General features: G+C 68.4%; 10 protein-coding genes. 4 read left to right on the top strand and 6 right to left on the bottom strand.

What is annotated here, in order from left to right; all coding sequences use genetic code 11:
* Positions 1–24 precede the first annotated feature (24 nt).
* The 5 genes from C7C56_RS25735 to C7C56_RS30565 all read right to left on the bottom strand — a co-directional run bounded on the left by C7C56_RS25735 (position 25) and on the right by C7C56_RS30565 (position 8,467).
* The gene (locus tag C7C56_RS25735; protein WP_106760196.1) at positions 25–2,574 is read right to left on the bottom strand and encodes a heavy metal translocating P-type ATPase; all 2,550 of its coding nucleotides are present in this window, start codon (positions 2,572–2,574) and stop codon (positions 25–27) included.
* Positions 2,575–2,650: 76 nt separating this feature from the next.
* Positions 2,651–4,126, bottom strand: a complete 1,476-nt coding sequence (locus C7C56_RS25730) for an efflux transporter outer membrane subunit (protein WP_106760195.1) — start codon at positions 4,124–4,126, stop codon at positions 2,651–2,653.
* Positions 4,123–7,299: an efflux RND transporter permease subunit gene (locus C7C56_RS25725; protein ID WP_106760194.1), complete on the bottom strand. Its 3,177-nt coding sequence runs from the start codon at positions 7,297–7,299 to the stop codon at positions 4,123–4,125. The genes C7C56_RS25730 and C7C56_RS25725 overlap by 4 nt, the downstream gene beginning before the upstream one ends.
* A complete protein-coding gene (locus C7C56_RS25720; RefSeq protein ID WP_502506598.1) occupies positions 7,296–8,117 on the bottom strand; it encodes an efflux RND transporter periplasmic adaptor subunit in 822 nt (273 codons plus the stop codon). Before C7C56_RS25720 ends, C7C56_RS25725 begins: the two co-directional genes overlap by 4 nt.
* The gene (locus tag C7C56_RS30565; RefSeq protein WP_307719081.1) at positions 8,048–8,467 is read right to left on the bottom strand and encodes a biotin/lipoyl-binding protein; all 420 of its coding nucleotides are present in this window, start codon (positions 8,465–8,467) and stop codon (positions 8,048–8,050) included. Before C7C56_RS30565 ends, C7C56_RS25720 begins: the two co-directional genes overlap by 70 nt.
* 226 nt (positions 8,468–8,693) lie before the next feature.
* On the opposite strand from C7C56_RS30565, the gene tal reads away from it, so the two are divergent.
* From tal to C7C56_RS25700, 4 genes are all read left to right on the top strand, one after another.
* Positions 8,694–9,626 (top strand): transaldolase, encoded by a 933-nt coding sequence (tal, locus tag C7C56_RS25715; RefSeq protein ID WP_106760193.1) that lies wholly within the window; start codon positions 8,694–8,696, stop codon positions 9,624–9,626.
* 219 nt (positions 9,627–9,845) lie between these two features.
* Positions 9,846–11,072, top strand: coding sequence for an efflux RND transporter periplasmic adaptor subunit (locus tag C7C56_RS25710; protein WP_106760192.1), 1,227 nt, complete (start codon positions 9,846–9,848; stop codon positions 11,070–11,072).
* Positions 11,073–11,087: 15 nt separating this feature from the next.
* The gene (locus C7C56_RS25705) at positions 11,088–14,246 is read left to right on the top strand and encodes an efflux RND transporter permease subunit (protein WP_106760191.1); all 3,159 of its coding nucleotides are present in this window, start codon (positions 11,088–11,090) and stop codon (positions 14,244–14,246) included.
* On the top strand, positions 14,239–15,663 hold the full coding sequence (locus C7C56_RS25700; RefSeq protein ID WP_106760228.1) for an efflux transporter outer membrane subunit: 1,425 nt from the start codon (positions 14,239–14,241) through the stop codon (positions 15,661–15,663). The genes C7C56_RS25705 and C7C56_RS25700 overlap by 8 nt, the downstream gene beginning before the upstream one ends.
* Before the next feature lie 332 nt (positions 15,664–15,995).
* Here the strand turns inward: C7C56_RS25700 and C7C56_RS25695 are convergent, their stop codons facing one another.
* On the bottom strand, positions 15,996–17,129 hold the full coding sequence (locus C7C56_RS25695; protein WP_370660249.1) for a DUF3387 domain-containing protein: 1,134 nt from the start codon (positions 17,127–17,129) through the stop codon (positions 15,996–15,998).
* Positions 17,130–17,625: the final 496 nt, after the last annotated feature.

The following is a 17,625-nucleotide window of genomic DNA, read 5'->3' as shown; positions in this document are numbered from 1 at the left end:
TACCGCCCGAAAACCATGCTGCATTCAGATCGCGGCCCGCGCCAAGTCCGCAGGCGTCCCGGCGCCGGCCCCGACCGCCATCGGCGCCCGGAAGCGCTTGAGCCGGAGCGCGTTGCCGAGCACGAAGACGCTCGAGAGCGCCATCGCGGCCGCGGCGAAGATAGGCGACAGCAACATGCCGTTGACCGGGTAGAGCGCGCCCGCCGCGACCGGGATCAGCACGGCGTTGTAGGCGAAGGCCCAGAACAGGTTCTGCTTGATGTTGCGGATCGTCGCCTTGCTGATCGCGATCGCGTTCGGCACGCCGCGCAGGTCGCCCGACATCAGCACCACGTCGGCCGCCTCGATCGCCACGTCGGTGCCGGTGCCGATGGCGAGCCCGACGTCCGCCTCGGCCAGCGCCGGCGCGTCGTTGATGCCGTCGCCGACGAAGGCGACCCGCGCGCCATCGATCCGGAACCGCTTGAGCGCCGCGACCTTCCCGTCCGGCAAGACCTCGGCCGCGACCTCGTCGATGCCGAGCTGCCGGGCGATCGCCGCGGCCGTGGCCGCGTTGTCGCCGGTGATCATCGCCACCCTCAGTCCGAGCGCGTGCAGCGCCGCGATCGCCGCCGGCGTGGTCTCCTTGATCGGATCGGCGACCGCGATCACCGCCGCCAGGCGGCCGTCGATCGCCGCGTAGAGGGGACTCTTGCCCTGCTCGCCGAGGCGCTGCGCGGCCGGCAGGAAGGGCGACACATCGAGGCCGAGCCGCGTCATGAAGCGGTCCGCGCCGACGGCGACGGTGCGGCCGGCGGCCTTGGCCGACACGCCAAAACCCGGTGTCGCCTCGAAGCCCTCGATGGGCGCGGGCGTGATGCCGCGCAGCCTCGCGGCGGCGACGATCGCCTCGGCGATCGGATGCTCGGAGCGGGTCTCGACCGCGGCGACCAGCGCCAGCACCTCGTCGTATTCGAAGCCCTCGGCGGTGACGAGGTCGGTCAGCTCGGGGCGCCCCTTGGTCAGGGTGCCGGTCTTGTCGAGCGCGATGACGCCCACATCGCGCAGCGCCTGCAGGGCTTCGCCCTTGCGGAACAGGATGCCGAGCTCGGCCGCGCGGCCGGTGCCGACCATGATCGAGGTCGGCGTGGCCAGCCCCATGGCGCACGGGCAGGCGATGATCAGAACCGCGACCGCGTTGACGAGCGCGAAGGTCAGCGCCGGGTCCGGACCGAACAACAGCCAGACCAGGAAGGTCAGCGCGGCCGCCGCCATCACCGCCGGGACGAACCACATGGTCACCTTGTCGACCAGCGCCTGGATCGGCAGCTTGGCACCCTGCGCCTGTTCGACCAGGCGGATGATCTGCGCGAGCACCGTGTTCGCGCCGATCTTGGTGACGCGGAAACTGAAAGCGCCGGTCTTGTTGATGGTGCCGCCGACCACTTCGGCGCCCACCCCCTTCGCCACCGGCACCGGCTCGCCGCTGATCATGCTCTCGTCGACATACGAGGCGCCCTCGACGACCTCGCCGTCGAGCGCGATCTTCTCGCCCGGCCGGACCAGCACGACGTCGCCGGTGGCGACCTGGTCGAGCGCGATCTCGACCGTCTCGCCGTTGCGCGAGACGCGCGCGGTCTTGGCCTGGAGCCCGACCAGCCGCTTGATGGCCTGCGAGGTCCGCCCCTTGGCGCGCGCCTCGAGTGTGCGCCCGAGCAGGATCAGGGTCACGATGACGACGGCGGCCTCGAAATAGACATTGGCGGTGCCCGCTGGAAGCACCCCGGGCACGAAGGTCGCGGCCAGCGAGTACCCGTAGGCGGCCGCCGTGCCGAGCGAGACCAGCGAATTCATGTCGGGGGCGCCGCGCAGCAGCGCCGGCACGCCCTTGCGGAAGAAGCGCAGTCCCGGACCGAACAGCACAAGGGTGGCGAGCGCGAACTGGATATACCAGCTGGTTTGCTCTCCAAGGACGCCCATCACCCAATGGTGCATGGCGGGAATGAGGTGGGACCCCATCTCGAGGACGAAGACCGGCAAGGTGAGGATGGCGGCAATGAGCAGATCGCGCCGCAGCGCCAGCGCCTCGCCCTCGCGACGCTCGGCGTCCTGGTCGCCGGCGCCCGCCGTCCCGTCGGACAAGCGGCGCGACTTGTAGCCGGCCCGTTCGACCGCCGCTTCAAGGTCTTCCGTCGAGACGACCCCGGCGAGGTGGCGCACCCGCGCGCGCTCGGTCGCCAGATTGACGGTCGCTTCGAGCACGCCCGGGATTTTTGCGAGCGCCTTCTCAACCCGTCCCACGCACGACGCGCAGGTCATGTCCGCGATCGCGAGCTCGGTGGTCTGTTCGCGAACGGTGTAGCCGGCACCCTCGATGGCGCGGACGGCGGCCTGCGGATCGGCCAAGCCGGCGAAGGTGATGTCGGCGCGCTCGGTGGCGAGGTTGACCGCGGCCGTCTGCACGCCGGGGACCGCTTTGAGCGCGCGCTCGACACGGCCGACACACGACGCGCACGTCATGCCTTCGACCGCCAGGCTCAGTCGGGTGACCGAGGCCATCGGTGGATTGGCGCCTTGTTGGACAATGGAAGCCATTGAAATACCCCTTGTATGTGTTTGTGAAAGCAAGCTTAAACCTTCCCACGATTGGAAGGTCAAGCCTATTATTGACTTATTTCCCGCCGTGTAGGCTCGAAATGCCGGCGGCGCCGCCGCAGCCCCGTCCCGGCTGCGCGCAGACCTCCCAGCCGCCGCCGAGCGCCTTATGGATGCCGACAACGGCAAGCCGCTGACGGGTGCGGGCCACCGCCAGCGCGCTCCGGCTGGCAAAGTCCGACCGTTCGGCTTCGAGCACATCCAGATAGATGCCTTCGCCGGCCGCGAAACGCACGCGGGCAAGACGGGCCGCTTCGCGACTTGCCGCCGCCTCAAGCAGGCGCAGTCCAAGCGTGCTGCCGGCGGCGCCATAGGCTTTGAAGGCATCGTCGGTTTCGCGCAGCGCGCGCAACACGGTCTGGTCGTAGGCGATCAACGCCTCTTTGGCACCCGCCTCGCTGGCGGCGATCCGCGCGCGCACGCGCCCGGCATCGAACAGGGACCAGCGGATGACCGGGCCGAGGAGGCTCGACATCACGCCGGCGCCGCTCATCGCATCGAGGCTTCCCGCGACAACCCCGATCGAACCGTGCACCTGGATCTCGGGGTAGAGCCCCGCCGTCTCGACCCCGATCCGTGCGCTCGCAGCGGCGAGCGCCCTTTCGGCCGCGGCAACATCGGCGCGCCGTGCAAGGAGGCCGGCGGGGTCGCCCACGCCGATGGTTCGAACCGTCAGCGCCTCACGCGCCGGTGCGCCAGCCGGTGGCTTGAACGTCTGGGGCGTTTCGCCAAGCAGGATGGCCAGCGCGTTGGCGGAGGCTGCGCGGCGCGACTCCAGCCCGGGCACGGCCACCTCGACATGGCGCAACAAGGCCTCGGCGCGCAGCCGGTCGAACTCGCTGGCGGAACCGGCGCGCACGAGGCGTTCGACCAGGTCCAGGCTGTCGCGCTGGCTCCGGCTGATGTCGGCGGCGACGGCGAGTTCGGCCTCGACGCCGCGCAGTTCGAACCAGGTGGCGGCCACCGCGGCGACGACGCCGGCCTGCGCGGCGCGCAGCAGCGCCTCGCGCGAGCCCGCCTGCGCCCGGGCGGCCTCCACCGACCGCCGCACCCGGCCGAAGAGGTCGATCTCCCAGGAGGCGTCGAGCGCGCCGCGATAGGTTTCGATCCGGCGCGGCTGGCCGGGCGGCGTCTCGACCTCGCCGCGGCGGCGGTTTTCATGGCCGAGCGCGGCGCCGCCGCGCGGCAGGAAGCCCTGGCGGCTCTCGCCGAGCATGGCCTTTGCCTGTTCGAGCCGCATGGCGGCGATGCCGATGTCATGGTTGGCCGCGAGCGAGCGCTCGATCAAGGCGGTCAGCGCCGGATCGTCGAAGGCGCGCCACCACGCCAGCTCGACGGCCCCCGCGACCAGCCCGGCGGGCGGCGCGCCGAAGCTCGCCGGAAGCCGCGACGAAGCCAGCGAAGACGGCGCGTAGTCGGGGCCCACCGCGGCGCAGCCGGCCAGGATCAGCGCACCGAGGGGGAACCAAACTGCTTGATAGGTAATCTTCATGACGTGCACTCCTCCATGCGCGGCTTCGCGCTTGCCGCGCGACGCTCAAAGCGGGCCGACAGGCCGCGCATCACCACATAAAAAACCGGCGTCAGGAACAAGCCGAACAGCGTCACGCCGAGCATGCCCGCGAACACCGCGATCCCCATGGCTTGGCGCATCTCGGCCCCGTCGCCGGTGGCCAGCACCAGCGGAACGACGCCGGCGATGAAGGCGAGGGACGTCATCAGGATGGGCCGCAGCCGCAACCGGCACGCCTCGATGACCGCGTCGAGCGCGCTTGCTCCCTCGGCTTCGCGGCTGCGCGCGAACTCGACGATGAGGATCGCGTTCTTGGCCGCCAGGCCGACGAGCACGATGAGCCCGATCTGGACGAAGACGTTGTTGTCGCCGCCCACCAGCCAGACGCCGGTGATCGCGCTTAGCAGGCACATCGGCACGATCAGCAGCACCGCCAGGGGCAGCAGCCAGCTGTTGTATTGCGCCGCGAGAATGAGATAGGCGAGCAGCACGCACAGCGGGAAGATGAACAGCGCCGAATCGCCGGCCAGCTTTTGCTGGTAGGTGAGGTCGGTCCATTCGATGCTCATGCCTTCAGGCAGGACCTGCTTCGCCAGGCGCTCCATGGCCGCAACCGCCTGCCCCGAACTGACGCCCGGCAGCGCGCCCCCGGAAATGTCGGCCGCGGGGTAGCCGTTGTAGCGGATCACGCGGTCGGGGCCGGAACCGGGCGTGACGGTGACGAACGAGGACAAGGGCAGCATGTCCCCGGCCGCGTTGCGCACCTGCAGGCGGCCGATGGCCTCGGCCTGCATGCGGTTCCCGGCGTCGGCTTGGGCCGTCACCTTGTAGGTGCGCCCGAAGCGGTTGAAGTCGTTGACGTACAGGGAGCCCAGATAGACCTGGAGCGACTCGAACACATCGGCCAGGCGCACCCCCTGGGCCTTGACCTGGGTGCGGTCGATGGCGACGTCGAGCTGCGGCGCGTTGACGTCGAGGCTGGTCATCAGAGCGGCCACCTGGCCCGACTCGCCCGCCTTCGTCATCAGGACCTGGGTCTGCCGGACCAGGGCATCGAGCCCGGCCCCGCCGCGGTCCTCGACCAGCATCTTGAAGCCGCCGGTCGCGCCAAGGCCGGGCACCGGCGGCGGCGGGAACACCCCGAGGAAGCCGTCGGGGATGCTGGCGAATTTCGCCTGCAGGCGCCCGGCGATGGCGGTCGCGCTCAGATCGGGCGTGGCGCGGTCCTTGAACGGGTCGAGCATGACGAACATGATCGCCGCGTTCGGCACGTTGACGAAGCCGTTGATCGACAGCCCGGGGAACGCGACGACGCTTTCGACGCCGGGTTCGGCCAGCGCGATCTTCGACATCTGCCTGGCGACGGCGTCGGTGCGCTCGAGCGATGCCGCGTTGGGCAGCTGGGCGATGCCGACCAGGTAGTATTTGTCCTGCATCGGCACGAAGCCCGGCGGGACGGCCTTGAACCCGAGGAAGGTCAGCGCGACCAGCCCACCGTACACCATGAGCGCCACGCCGCTGACGCCCACCACCTTGCGCACCGTGTTGCCGTAGGCGTCGGGCGCGCGCCGGAACGGCCGGCCAAGCACCCCGAACAGGCGCTCGGCGCGCCCGCGCAGGCTGCGCGGGTCGCGCGCCACCGCATCCATTCGCGGCCGCAGCAACATGCCGGCGAGCGCCGGGCTGAGCGTGAGCGAATTGACGGCCGACAGGATCGTCGAGATGGCGATCGTGAGCGCGAACTGGCGGTAGAACTCACCCTGCAGACCGCTCAGGAAGGCGGTCGGGATGAAAACGGCGGCGAGCACCGACGTGATCGCGATCATCGGACCGGTGACCTCGTCCATGGCGCGCCTGGCCGCCTGCGCGGGTTGCTCGCCGTTTTCGATGTGCCGTTCCACGTTTTCGACGACGACGATCGCGTCGTCGACGACGATGCCGATCGACAGCACCAGGCCGAACAAGGACAAGGTGTTGAGCGAGAACCCCATCAAATGCATGACGGCGAAGGTGCCGATCAGCGACACCGGCACCGCCAAAAGGGGGATGAGCGAGGCGCGCCAGTTGCGCAGGAACAGCACCACCACGATGACGACGAGAATGATCGCCTCGAGCAGGGTGGTTGCCACCGACTCGAGCGAGGCACGCACGAAGAGTGTCGGGTCATAAGCGATGCGGGCGCTGAGCCCGGCCGGGAAGCCTCCCTCAAGCCGCGCCATGGTGCTCCGCACCGCCTGCGCGACGTCGAGTGCGTTGGCGCCCGGACTCTGGATGATTTGCAGCGCGACGGCGGGCTCGCCGTCGAGCAGGCTGCGCAGCGCGTAGGCGTCGGCCCCCATCTCTATGCGCGCGACATCGCGCAGGCGCGTCACCTGGCCGTCGGCGCCCGTGCGGACGATGATCTCGCCGAACTGCTTCTCGTCGGTCAGGCGCCCGAGCGTGTTGACCGTCACCTGGAACGCGGCGCTGGAATTGGGCGCCTGGCCCACCGAGCCGGCCGCCACCTGCACGTTTTGCTCGCGCACGGCGGCGATCACGTCGCCGGCCGTGAGCCCGCGCGCGGCGACCAGGTCCGGATCGAGCCAGAGCCGCATGCTGTATTCGCCGGCGCCCCAGACCAGGACGTCGCTGACGCCCGGGATGCGCGAGAGCTCGTCGCGCACCTGCAGATGCGCGTAGTTCGAGATGTAGAGGGGGTCGTAGCGTTTGTCGGGCGAGAGCAGGTGGACCACCATCAGGATGTCCGGCGAGGTCTTCTGCGTGACGACGCCCTGGCGCCGCACCTCTTCGGGCAAACGCGGCAGCGCGCGCGCGACCCGGTTTTGCACCTGGATCTGCGCCATGTCGGCATTCGTCCCCTGCGCGAAGGTGACGGTCAGGACCATCCGGCCATCGGTCGCCGACTGCGACGACATGTACTGCATGCCCTCGACCCCGGTGATCGCCTGCTCGAGCGGCGCCGCCACCGTTTCGGCGATCACCTTGGGATTGGCGCCCGGGTAGGAGGCGCTCACCTGCACGGTCGGCGGCGTCACCGCCGGATACTCGCTGAGCGGCAATTGGAAAAAGGCGGCGATGCCGGCGATCACGATCAGAATCGAGAGGACGATCGCGAAGATCGGGCGGTCGATGAAGAAGCGGGGGAAGTTCATTTCGCCCTCCCCGCGACCAGTGGCAGCAGTGGCACCAGCGGCGTACCGTCGATCGCGGCCGGCTGCGGCGAGATCCGCATGCCCGGGCGCACCAGCCCCTTGACGACGAGGCGCTCGCCCGGCCGCAGGCCCTGCTCGATCACGCGCAAACCGTCGGCCACCGGGCCGAGTTCGACCGGCCGGTATTGCGTCTTGTTGTCCTTGCCGACGACGAGCACGTAGCGGCTGCCCTGGTCGGTGCCGATCGATTGGTCGGAGACCAGCACCTTCGCTTGCGGCGCCCCGGTCTCGAGCCTGACCTTGGCGAAAAGACCGGGCGTCAACAGCCCGTCGGGGTTGTCGAACACGGCGCGCAGACGCACCGTGCCGGTCGCGCGGTCGGCGCTGTGCGAGAGGAAGTCGACGCGGCCCGGGCGCGAATACGTCTTGTCGGTGAGCAGCGCCAGCGTGACCTTGGCAGACTGCGCCGCGCGCGGGGCGGCGTCGGCCCGGCCCGCCGCGAGCGATCGCAGATAGGTGCGTTCGTCGACATCGAAATAGACATGGAGCGGATTGATCGAGACGATCGTCGTCAGGGGCGTCAGGCCGCCGGCGACGTAGTTGCCCTCGGTGACGAGAGTCTGGCCGACGCGTCCGCTGATGGGCGCCGTGACGCGCGTGAAACCGAGATCCAGTTGCGCGGCGTCGACCGCCGCCTTCGCGGCCTCGACCTGCGCCTCGCGCGCGCTCAGCGCGGCCGTCGCGGTGTCTAGGCGGTCACGGGCGACGATCTTCTGGGCGAACAGTTGTTCGGCCCGCGCATGCTCGGCCCGGGCCAGCGACGACCCGCCTCGGCCTCGCGCAAGCGCGCCGCGGCGCCGCTCAGCGCCGCCTGGAACACCCGTGGATCGATGCGGAAGAGAACCTGCCCCTTCTCGACGAAGCGGCCCTCGGGCACGCTCACGTCCTCGATGTAGCCGGCCACCCGCGGGCGCAGTTCGACCCGCTTGACCGCCGCCAGCGCGCCGGTGAACTCGACAAACGGCGTCACCGGGCGGACAAGCACCTCGGCCACCGGAACGCCGGGGGGCTGCGCGGGGGCGGCGGGCGGCGGCGGCTCGCAGCCGGCGATCGCGAGCGCGGCGCTCAACGCCGCGGTGGAACGTACAACGTGGTTAACTTTCATCATTTGGCCTTTTGCGACAGGGGTCGGGGTGGTTTTGCTGAGCCGAAGCGGCTGCTGTTGCCTTTATCCGGCTTGCCACGCTTGGAAGGTCAAGCGTTTTCGGATTCCCGCGTTGCCCCGCAACGCGCCGTGGGCGGCCGCGCCCCAGGCGCGCGCAAATCGCGGATGCCGACGCCGATGTCCAAGCGGGGTACAATCGTTAATGTTTCCACTTACATCAGGCAGTGCCATGAATCAACTCGAACAGCTCAAGCAACTGACCACCGTCGTCGCCGACACCGGCGACTTCCAGTCGATCAAGGCGTACGCGCCGCGTGACGCCACCACCAATCCCTCGCTCATCTTCAAGGCCGTGCAAAAGGCCGAGTACAAGCCGCTGCTCGAGCGGGCCGTGCGCGATTTTCCGGGCCACTCGACCGAACAACTCATCGACCGCGTGCTGATCGCGTTCGGCGTCGAAATCCTCAAGCTCATTCCGGGGCGCGTCTCGACCGAAGTCGACGCCGGCCTGTCGTTCGACACCGCGGCCACGGTGGCCAAGGGGCGCGAGCTGACCGCCCTGTACGCGCAGGCAGGCATCGAACGCGAGCGCGTGCTCATCAAGATCGCCGCGACCTGGGAGGGCATCCGCGCCGCCGAGATCCTCGAGCGCGAGGGCATCCGCTGCAACATGACCTTGCTGTTCTCGCTGTCGCAGGCGATCGCCTGCGCCGAGGCGGGCGCGCAACTGATCTCGCCGTTCGTCGGCCGCATCTACGACTGGTACAAAAAATCGACCGGAATCGAGTACGCCGGCGCGGACGACCCGGGGGTGCAGTCGGTCAAGCGGATCTTCAATTACTACCGCGCCTACGGGTACCGGACGGAGGTGATGGGGGCGAGTTTCCGCAACACCTCGCAGATCCTCGAACTGGCCGGCTGCGACCTGCTCACGATCAGCCCCGACTTGCTGCAGGCGCTCGCCGACTCCGATGCGCCCGTGCCGCGCAAGCTCGACGCGGCCAATGCCAGCGCGCCCGGCGAGAAGGTCTCGCTCGACGAAAAAACCTTCCGCTTCATGCTCAACGACGACGCGATGGCGTCCGAGAAACTGGGCGAGGGCATCCGCGCGTTCTGCGCCGATTCGGGCAAGCTCAGGCAAATCGTCGCCGCGATGCGCTGACCGTTCCGGCGCGCTAAAAACCGTGCCGGCACGAAGACGCCAACCCGGATGCCGACACCCGAAACCCATATCGCCCGCATGCGGGGGGCGATATGGGTTTCGGTTTTCTGGCCCGCACGTTGACGACAAGTACGTGTTAGTACTTTCCGGTTTAAAAATGAATGCGTCCCATCAATACAGGCGCCGCCACTGCCCCTTCAAAACTAGGACGACCAAGCGATGCGCCAATCCCCGCCCCACCCCACCCCGTTGATCCGGCTAGCCATCGGCGTCCTGAGCGCGCTGGCCCTGCTCACCGCCTGCGGTCCCAAACCGGACGCGAACGGCGCGGGCGGCGGTCCGGGCGGGGGCAACGGTCCGCCGCCCGAGGTTGGCGTGATCACCACCGGCTTCGCGCCGGTGACCTTGCAGACCGAGTTGCCGGGACGGGTAGAGCCGGTGCGCGTGGCCCAGGTGCGGGCGCGCGTCAACGGGGTCGTGCTCAAACGATTGTTCACCGAGGGCAGCGAGGTCAAGGCAGGGCAGGTGCTGTTCCTGATCGACCCCGCGCCCTACCAGGCCGCGCTTAACAGCGCGCGCGCCGCGCTCGGCAAGGCCGAGGCCAACCTGGCCCAGGCCAGGGGCCAGGCCGAACGCTACCGGCCCCTGGCCGAAGCCAACGCCGTGAGCAAGCAGGAATACGCGAACGTGCTCACCGCCCAGCAGCAGGCCGCCGCCGACGTCGCCGCCGCCAACGCGCAGCTCCAGATCGCAAGAATCAACGTGGGCTACGCCAACGTGGCCGCGCCGATCAAAGGGCGCATCGGCCGCGCGCTCGTGACCGAGGGCGCGCTGGTCAGCGCGGCCGAGGCGACCCAGCTCGCGCTGGTCCAGCAAACCGACATCGTCTACGTCAATTTCACACAGTCGGCGAGCCAGTTGCAGCGCCTGCGCAAGGGCGCCGGCGACGCCGCCGCCGCTGCGGGCGGGGTCCCCGTGACCATATTGCAAGACGACGGCACGCCGCTGCCGCAGCGGGGCACATTGCTGTTCTCCGACGTCAACGTCGATCCGACCACCGGCCAGATCACGCTGCGCGCGCAGGTGCCCAACCCCGGCAACAGCCTGCTGCCCGGCCAATACGTGCGGGTGCGCGTGGCGCAATCGGCGCCGCAGCGGGCGATGCTGGTGCCGCAACAGGCGGTCACGCGCGGCAGCTCCGGCGACAGCGTGATCGTGGTCGGCCCCGGCGGCAAGCCGGCGCCGCGTCCGGTCACCATCGGCGCCCAGCACGGCACCAGCTGGATCGTGCTCGAGGGCCTCAAGGAGGGCGAAAGCGTGGTCGTCGACGGCTTCCAGAAAATGATGATGCCGGGCGCGCCCGTCAAGCCGGTGCCATGGACGCCGGCCGCGGCCGCAGGCGACGCGCCCGCCCCCGCCCCCGCCACCGCCACCGCCACCAAATAATCGTCAGGACGCCCCATGGCCCGTTTCTTCATCGACCGCCCGATCTTCGCGTGGGTGATCGCCCTGTTCATCATGGTGGTGGGCGCGGTCGCGATGACCCAGTTGCCGATCGCCCAGTATCCGGCCGTCGCACCGCCGTCGATCGTCATCAGCGTGGCCTACCCGGGCGCGTCGGCCCAGACGCTCGAGGACAGCGTGATCAGCATCATCGAGCGCGAGATGAACGGCTCGCCCGGCCTGATCTACATGGAGTCGGTCAGCCAGGCCAACGGCCAAGGCTCGATCACGCTCAGCTTCGAGAGCGGCACCGACGACAACCTGGCCCAGGTCGACGTGCAGAACCGGCTCGGGCGCGCCACCCCGCGCCTGCCGCAGGCGGTGGTGCAGCAGGGCGTGCGCGTCGACAAGGCGCGCGCCAACTTCCTGATGTTCACCATCGTCTCGTCGGACGACCCGAAATGGGACCCGATCGCGCTCGGCGACTACGCCTCGCGCACCGTGCTGCCCGAGCTCCAGCGCATCCCCGGCGTCGGCCAGGCGCAGCTGTTCGGCACCGAAAAGGCGATGCGCATCTGGATCGACCCGGCCAAGCTGGTCGGCTTCAACCTGGCCCCGGCCGACGTCACCGGCGCCATCCGCGCCCAGAACGCGCAGGTGTCCTCGGGCACCATCGGCGACCTGCCCAACATCGCGGGCCAGACCGTCACCGCCACCGTGGTCGTGACCGGGCAGCTGAGCACGGTCGAACAGTTCGGCGACATCGTGCTGCGCGCCAATCCGGACGGATCGAGCGTGCGCCTGCGCGACGTCGCCCGCATCGAGATCGGCGGCCAGAGCTACGGCACCTCGGCGCGCCTGAACGGCAAGCCGTCGACCGGCATCGGGATCCAGCTCGCGCCGTCGGGCAACGCGCTCGAGACGGCCAGGCTGGTGCGCGCGCGCATGGGCGAGCTGGCCCCGTACTTCCCGGCCGGCATGAAATGGGCGATCCCGTTCGACAGCTCGCGCTTCATCGAGATCTCGATCAGGCAGGTCGTCGTGACGCTGGTCGAGGCGGTCATCCTGGTGTTCCTCGTCATGTTTTTGTTTTTGCAAAACTTGCGCTACACGATCATCCCAACCATCGTGGTGCCGGTCGCGCTGCTCGGCTCGCTCGCCACCCTGCTCGCGCTCGGCTTCTCGATCAACGTGCTGACCATGTTCGGCATGGTGCTGGTGATCGGCATCGTCGTCGACGACGCCATCGTCGTCGTCGAGAACGTCGAACGCATCATGAGCGAGGAGGGCCTGGCGCCGCTCGAGGCCACGCGCAAGGCGATGGGCCAGATCTCGGGCGCGATCATCGGCGTGACCGTGGTGCTGGTGTCGGTGTTCGTGCCGCTCGCGTTCTTCGCCGGCGCGGTCGGCAACATCTACCGCCAGTTCTCGGCCGTGATGGTGTCGTCGATCCTGTTCTCGGCCTTCATGGCGCTGTCGCTCACGCCGGCGCTGTGCGCGCACCTGCTCAAGCCGGTGCGGGCCGGCCACAACGTGGAGAAAAAGGTCTTCTTCGGACGCTTCAACCGCGGCTTCGCGCGCACCGCCAAGGGCTACGAGGGCGCGGTGGCGCGCATGCTGCGCCACACGGGCCGCTCGATGATCGTGTTCGCCGCAGTCATCGCCGTGGTGGCGCTGCTGTTCGCGCGCATGCCGTCGTCGTTCCTGCCCAACGAGGACCAGGGCTACGTCATCGCCAGCTTCCAGCTGCCGCCGGGCGCCACGCTCGAGCGCACCCGCACCGCGCTCGTCGCGGCCGAGGAGTTCATCCTCAAGCAGCCCGAGGTCAAGAGCATGGTCGGGGTGATGGGCTTCAGTTTCTCGGGCAGCGGGCAGAACGCCGCGCTGGCCTTCATCACGCTCAATGACTGGGACGAGCGCGGCGGCGACGGGCAAAGCGCGGCCGATGTCGCCAACCGCATCACGGGCAAGCTTTCAGGCATCCGCGACGCCTTCATCTTCGCGGTGAGCCCGCCGCCGATCCCGGAGCTCGGGCGCGGCACCGGTTTTTCGTTCCGCCTGCAGGACCGCGGCGGCAACGGGCGCGCCGCCCTGCTCGCGGCGCGCGGCCAGCTGCTCGGGCTGGCCTCGCAAAGCGCGGTGCTCACAGGCGTGCGGCCCGAGGGACTCGAGGACGCGCCCCAGGTGCTGCTCGAGATCGACCGCGACAAGGCCAGCGCGCTCGGCGTCGGCTTCGACGCCATCAACGCGGCCATCTCGACCTCGCTCGGCTCGAGCTACATCAACGACTTCCCCAACCAGGGCCGGCTGCAGCGCGTGGTGGTGCAGGCCGACGCGACGGCGCGCATGCAGCCCGACGACCTGCTGCGCCTGACGGCCGTCAACGCGCGCGGCCAGCAGGTGCCGCTGTCGAGCTTTGCGGGCACGCGCTGGGTCACCGGCCCGATGCAGACGGTGCGCTACAACGGCTACCCGACCATGCGCCTGTCGGGCGACGCCGCGCCCGGCCGCAGCACCGGCGAGGCGCTGGCCGAGATGGAGCGGCTCGCGGCCCAGCTGCCGCCGGGCTTCGCCTTCGAATGGACGGGCCAGTCGCGCGAGGAGAAACTGTCGGGCGCGACCATCTTCGTGCTGCTCGGCTTCGCCATGCTGGCCGTGTTCCTGGCGCTGGCGGCGCTGTACGAAAGCTGGTCGATCCCGGTCTCGGTGCTGATGGTGGTGCCGCTCGGCGTGCTCGGCGCCCTGCTCGCGGCGATGTCGCGCGGCTACCCGAACGACGTCTACTTCAAGGTGGGCCTGATCACCATCATCGGCCTGGGCGCCAAGAACGCGGTGCTGATCATCGAGTTCGCCAAGGAGTTGCAGGCGCAGGGCAGGACGCTGGCCGAGGCGGCCATCGAGGCCTGCCACCTGCGCTTCCGCCCCATCCTCATGACCTCGCTCGCCTTCATCCTCGGCGTGCTGCCGCTGGTGCTCGCCGGCGGCGCCGGCGCGGCCAGCCAGCGCGCGATCGGCACCGGCGTGATGGGCGGCATGATCGCCGCGACGGCGCTCGGCGTGTTCTTCGTGCCCGTGTTCTTCGTGGTGGTGCGCACACTGTTCAAGGGCGGCGAACGGCAGCGCAAAAAACACGCGCATGAAGAAGGCGCGCCAGCAAAGGGCCAACACGATGCGTAAGCAATTTTTCCCGCCGGCGGCGCCGCTGGCGCTGACCGTGGCCCTGGCGCTGGGCGGCTGCGTCTCGCTGGCGCCGGCCCACCAGCGCCCGGCCGCGCCGGTCGCGGCCGCCTTCCCGGACGCGCCCGCCGTCAACGGCGAAGCGGCGGCCGGCATCGGCGGCGAGGCCGCCGCCGGCATCGCGTGGCGGCGCTTCTTCCCCGACGCGCGCCTGCGGCAACTGATCGAACTGGCGCTCGCCGGCAACCGCGACCTGCGCGTGGCCGCGCTCAACATCGAACAGGCGCGCGCCCAGTACCAGATCCGGCGCGCCGAGCGGCTGCCGGGCGTGGCGCTGGCCGTCAACGGCAACCGCGCCACCGGGGCCGACGACGCCATCGCCAGCAACTACAGCGCCGGCCTTGGCGTGGGCGCCTTCGAGCTCGACTTCTTCGGCCGCGTGCGCAATCTGAGCGAGGCGGCGCTGGCGCAATTTTTGGCCACCGCCGAGGCGCGCAAGAGCGCCCAGATCAGCCTGGTCGCCGCGGTCGCCAACGTGCATCTGAGCCTGCTGGCCGACGACGAACTGATCGACCTGACGCAAAAGACGATGGCCGCGCGCGCCGAGTCGCTCAAGCTGATTCAACTCAAATACGACAGCGGCGTGGTCTCCAAGCTCGACTTGCAGCAGGCGCTGTCGCTGGTCGCAAGCGCGCGCGTGACGCTGGCGCAGCAGCAGCGCCAGCGCGCGCAGGACGCCAACCTGCTCACGCTGCTCGTGGGCCAGCCGCTGCCGGCCACGCTCGCGCCGGCCGCGACGCTGGCGGCGACCACGCTGGCGGCGCTGCCGGCTGGGCTGCCGTCGGATCTGTTGGCGGCGCGCCCGGACATCCGCGCCGCCGAGCAGCAACTGCTCGCCGCCAACGCCAACATCGGCGCCGCGCGCGCCGCCTTCTTCCCGCGCATCTCGCTCACGGCCACGGCGGGCAGCGCCAGCGGCGAGTTGGGCGGGCTGTTCAGCGGCGGCTCGTACGGCTGGACGGTGGCGCCGCAACTGCTGCTGCCGATCTTCGACCACGGCCGCAACCGGGCCAACCTCGGCAGCGCGCGCGCCGGGCGCGAGATCGCCGTGGCCCAGTACGAACGCGCGATCCAGACCGCGTTCCGGGAGGTGTCGGACGCGCTCGCGGGCCAGGCCACCTTCGGCGAGCAGCTGCGCGCGCAACGCGCCGTGGCCGAGGCCGAGGCCGAGCGGTTCGCGCTGGCGGAGCTGCGCTACCGCAACGGCGTCGCGAGCTACCTCGACCTGCTCGACGCCCAGCGTTCGCTGTTCGCCGCGCAACAGGCGGCGGTGCTGGCCAGGCTGCTGCAACTGCAGAACCAGGTAACGCTGTACCGGGTGCTCGGGGGTGGGTGGAGCGAGCCGGCCGCGCGCTGAGCGGGCCGCGGCGCATTGAGCTGGCCGCGGCGGATTGAGCGGGCCGCGGCCCGCTCAGCGCGCGGCCACGAGTAGCTTTGACGCGACAGAAATCGCGAACCTGTTCCTCATCGAAAAATCACCCACCGTCATCCTCGCGAAAGCGAAAACGCATGCGTTTTCCCCATGCTGAGCTTGCCTATACGCGCTGTTCGAACCTTCAGGCTCGGGAATTGTGAGGGCTAAGATTTTGGATGTCGCGCAACTGCATGCTCACAGCGAGGCAAACGCATGAGTTTGCACCCGCGCGGGCACGACGTAGATTCCGCTACTAAATTGCCCCGCCATAGAACCTATGCCCATTGCGCGCTCAGGCTCTCGGCCTGCTCAAGCACCAAGGCCACCGCCGCATCCTGCTTGGTTGGCGGATACTTGTACTTGCGCAGGATCCGCTTGACCATGAGGCGAAGCTTGGCCCGCACACTTTCGCGCACAGCCCAATCAACGCTGGCGTTCTGGCGCAGGCTCTCGGCCAGCTCATGGGCGATCCTCTTGAGCGTCTCGTCGCCAAGTTCCCGAACGGACTCCTCGTTGTCGGCGAGCGCATCATAGAACGCGAGCTCGTCGGTGTTTAGCCCTGCGTTCGCACCGCGCGCGGCCTCCTCCTTGAATTTCTTCGCCATCGCGATCAACTCTTCCATCACCTGCGCCGTCTCGATGGAACGATTCTGGTAACGCTTGATGACATTGGTGAGCATTTCGCTGAACTTATTGTTCTGCACCACGTTGGTCGCGAACCGCGCTCTTATCTCGTTCTCGAGCAGGCGCTCGGGCAACTCGACGGCAAGATTGCGCTCCGGCAGATTGCGCACCTCGTTGAGGAAATCCTCGTCCAGAATGCCGATGTTTGACTTGTCCAAACCCGAAGCGCTAATAATATCGACCACCGTATTCGACACCAATGCCGCCCCGATGATCTGGAACACGTCTGGGATCTGCTCCTTGTACGTCTCGATCTGGTCGTACGCCTTCCAGATGTCTACGTGTTCGTCGGCCGGGTTTTTAAGTTCCAGTAGCACCAGCGGAAGGCCCTTGATGAACAAGATGATGTCCGGACGGCGGGTATGCTTCGGCCCCTTGATCGAAAACTGGTTGATGGCCAGCCACTCGTTGGACGCCACGTCGGCGAAATCGATCAGGCGAACGAAGTCGCCGCGGGTCTCGCCGTCGCACTGGTATTCGACGGGCACGCCATTGACCAGCAAGCGCTGGAACAGCCGGTTGGCCGACAGGAGCAAGGGCGTGTCCAGGTTCAAAACCTGTTGCAAAGCATCGTCGCGGGCGACCATCGGGATCACCGGGTTCAGCCGGCTGATTGCATTGCGCAGACTCTCTACGAGCACCACCTGCGTGTAGTTGGCCCGTTCGGGTGCGTCGCCGTCGAGGGCGATGTCGGGACCGTAGAAATGGCTGTAGCCGGTATCAATGAGCCCGGCCAGTGTTTCTTGTTCGAGTTAATTTTCTGTTATCAAGTGGCCCGGATATGTCGATCGGATCGACACGTTGTTCGGATATGTTTAAAAAACGCGGAAAAATCGACACGTTTTTGTTGGAACCAGTAGTGATTGCGAATCTCCAATTTTGGTTTTCCCGCTCAGTGCAATTCGTTGATCAACTTTGTAAGCGACGATAAAGCCCCTGTCCGTGCACGGAAAGCAGCGGCGCACAACAACAGGCATTTAGGTGCGCTCCCAATATTTTCTTTGTGCCGGGCAGAAACTTGATTAACCGCAATTCGCCATGCCATAAACCCCATAAATTGGTTGTTCTGCATCACCAACGCGCTTCCGCGCCGTCCGCTTGGGGAGAAAAAAGACATGGACTGGACGAACCGACCGTTTGAATGGGCCGGCCTGACCGAGGCGAACCGACCGATCCGTTTGCGCATGTCCGGTGCAAAGGGCGTGGTCGACGACCATTTGC

This window comes from Massilia glaciei (genome assembly GCF_003011895.2).
Taxonomy (GTDB): domain Bacteria; phylum Pseudomonadota; class Gammaproteobacteria; order Burkholderiales; family Burkholderiaceae_D; genus Telluria_A; species Telluria_A glaciei.
The sequence above is the reverse complement of the archived record's forward strand: the minus strand, read 5'-3'. Positions and strand labels throughout refer to the sequence as shown.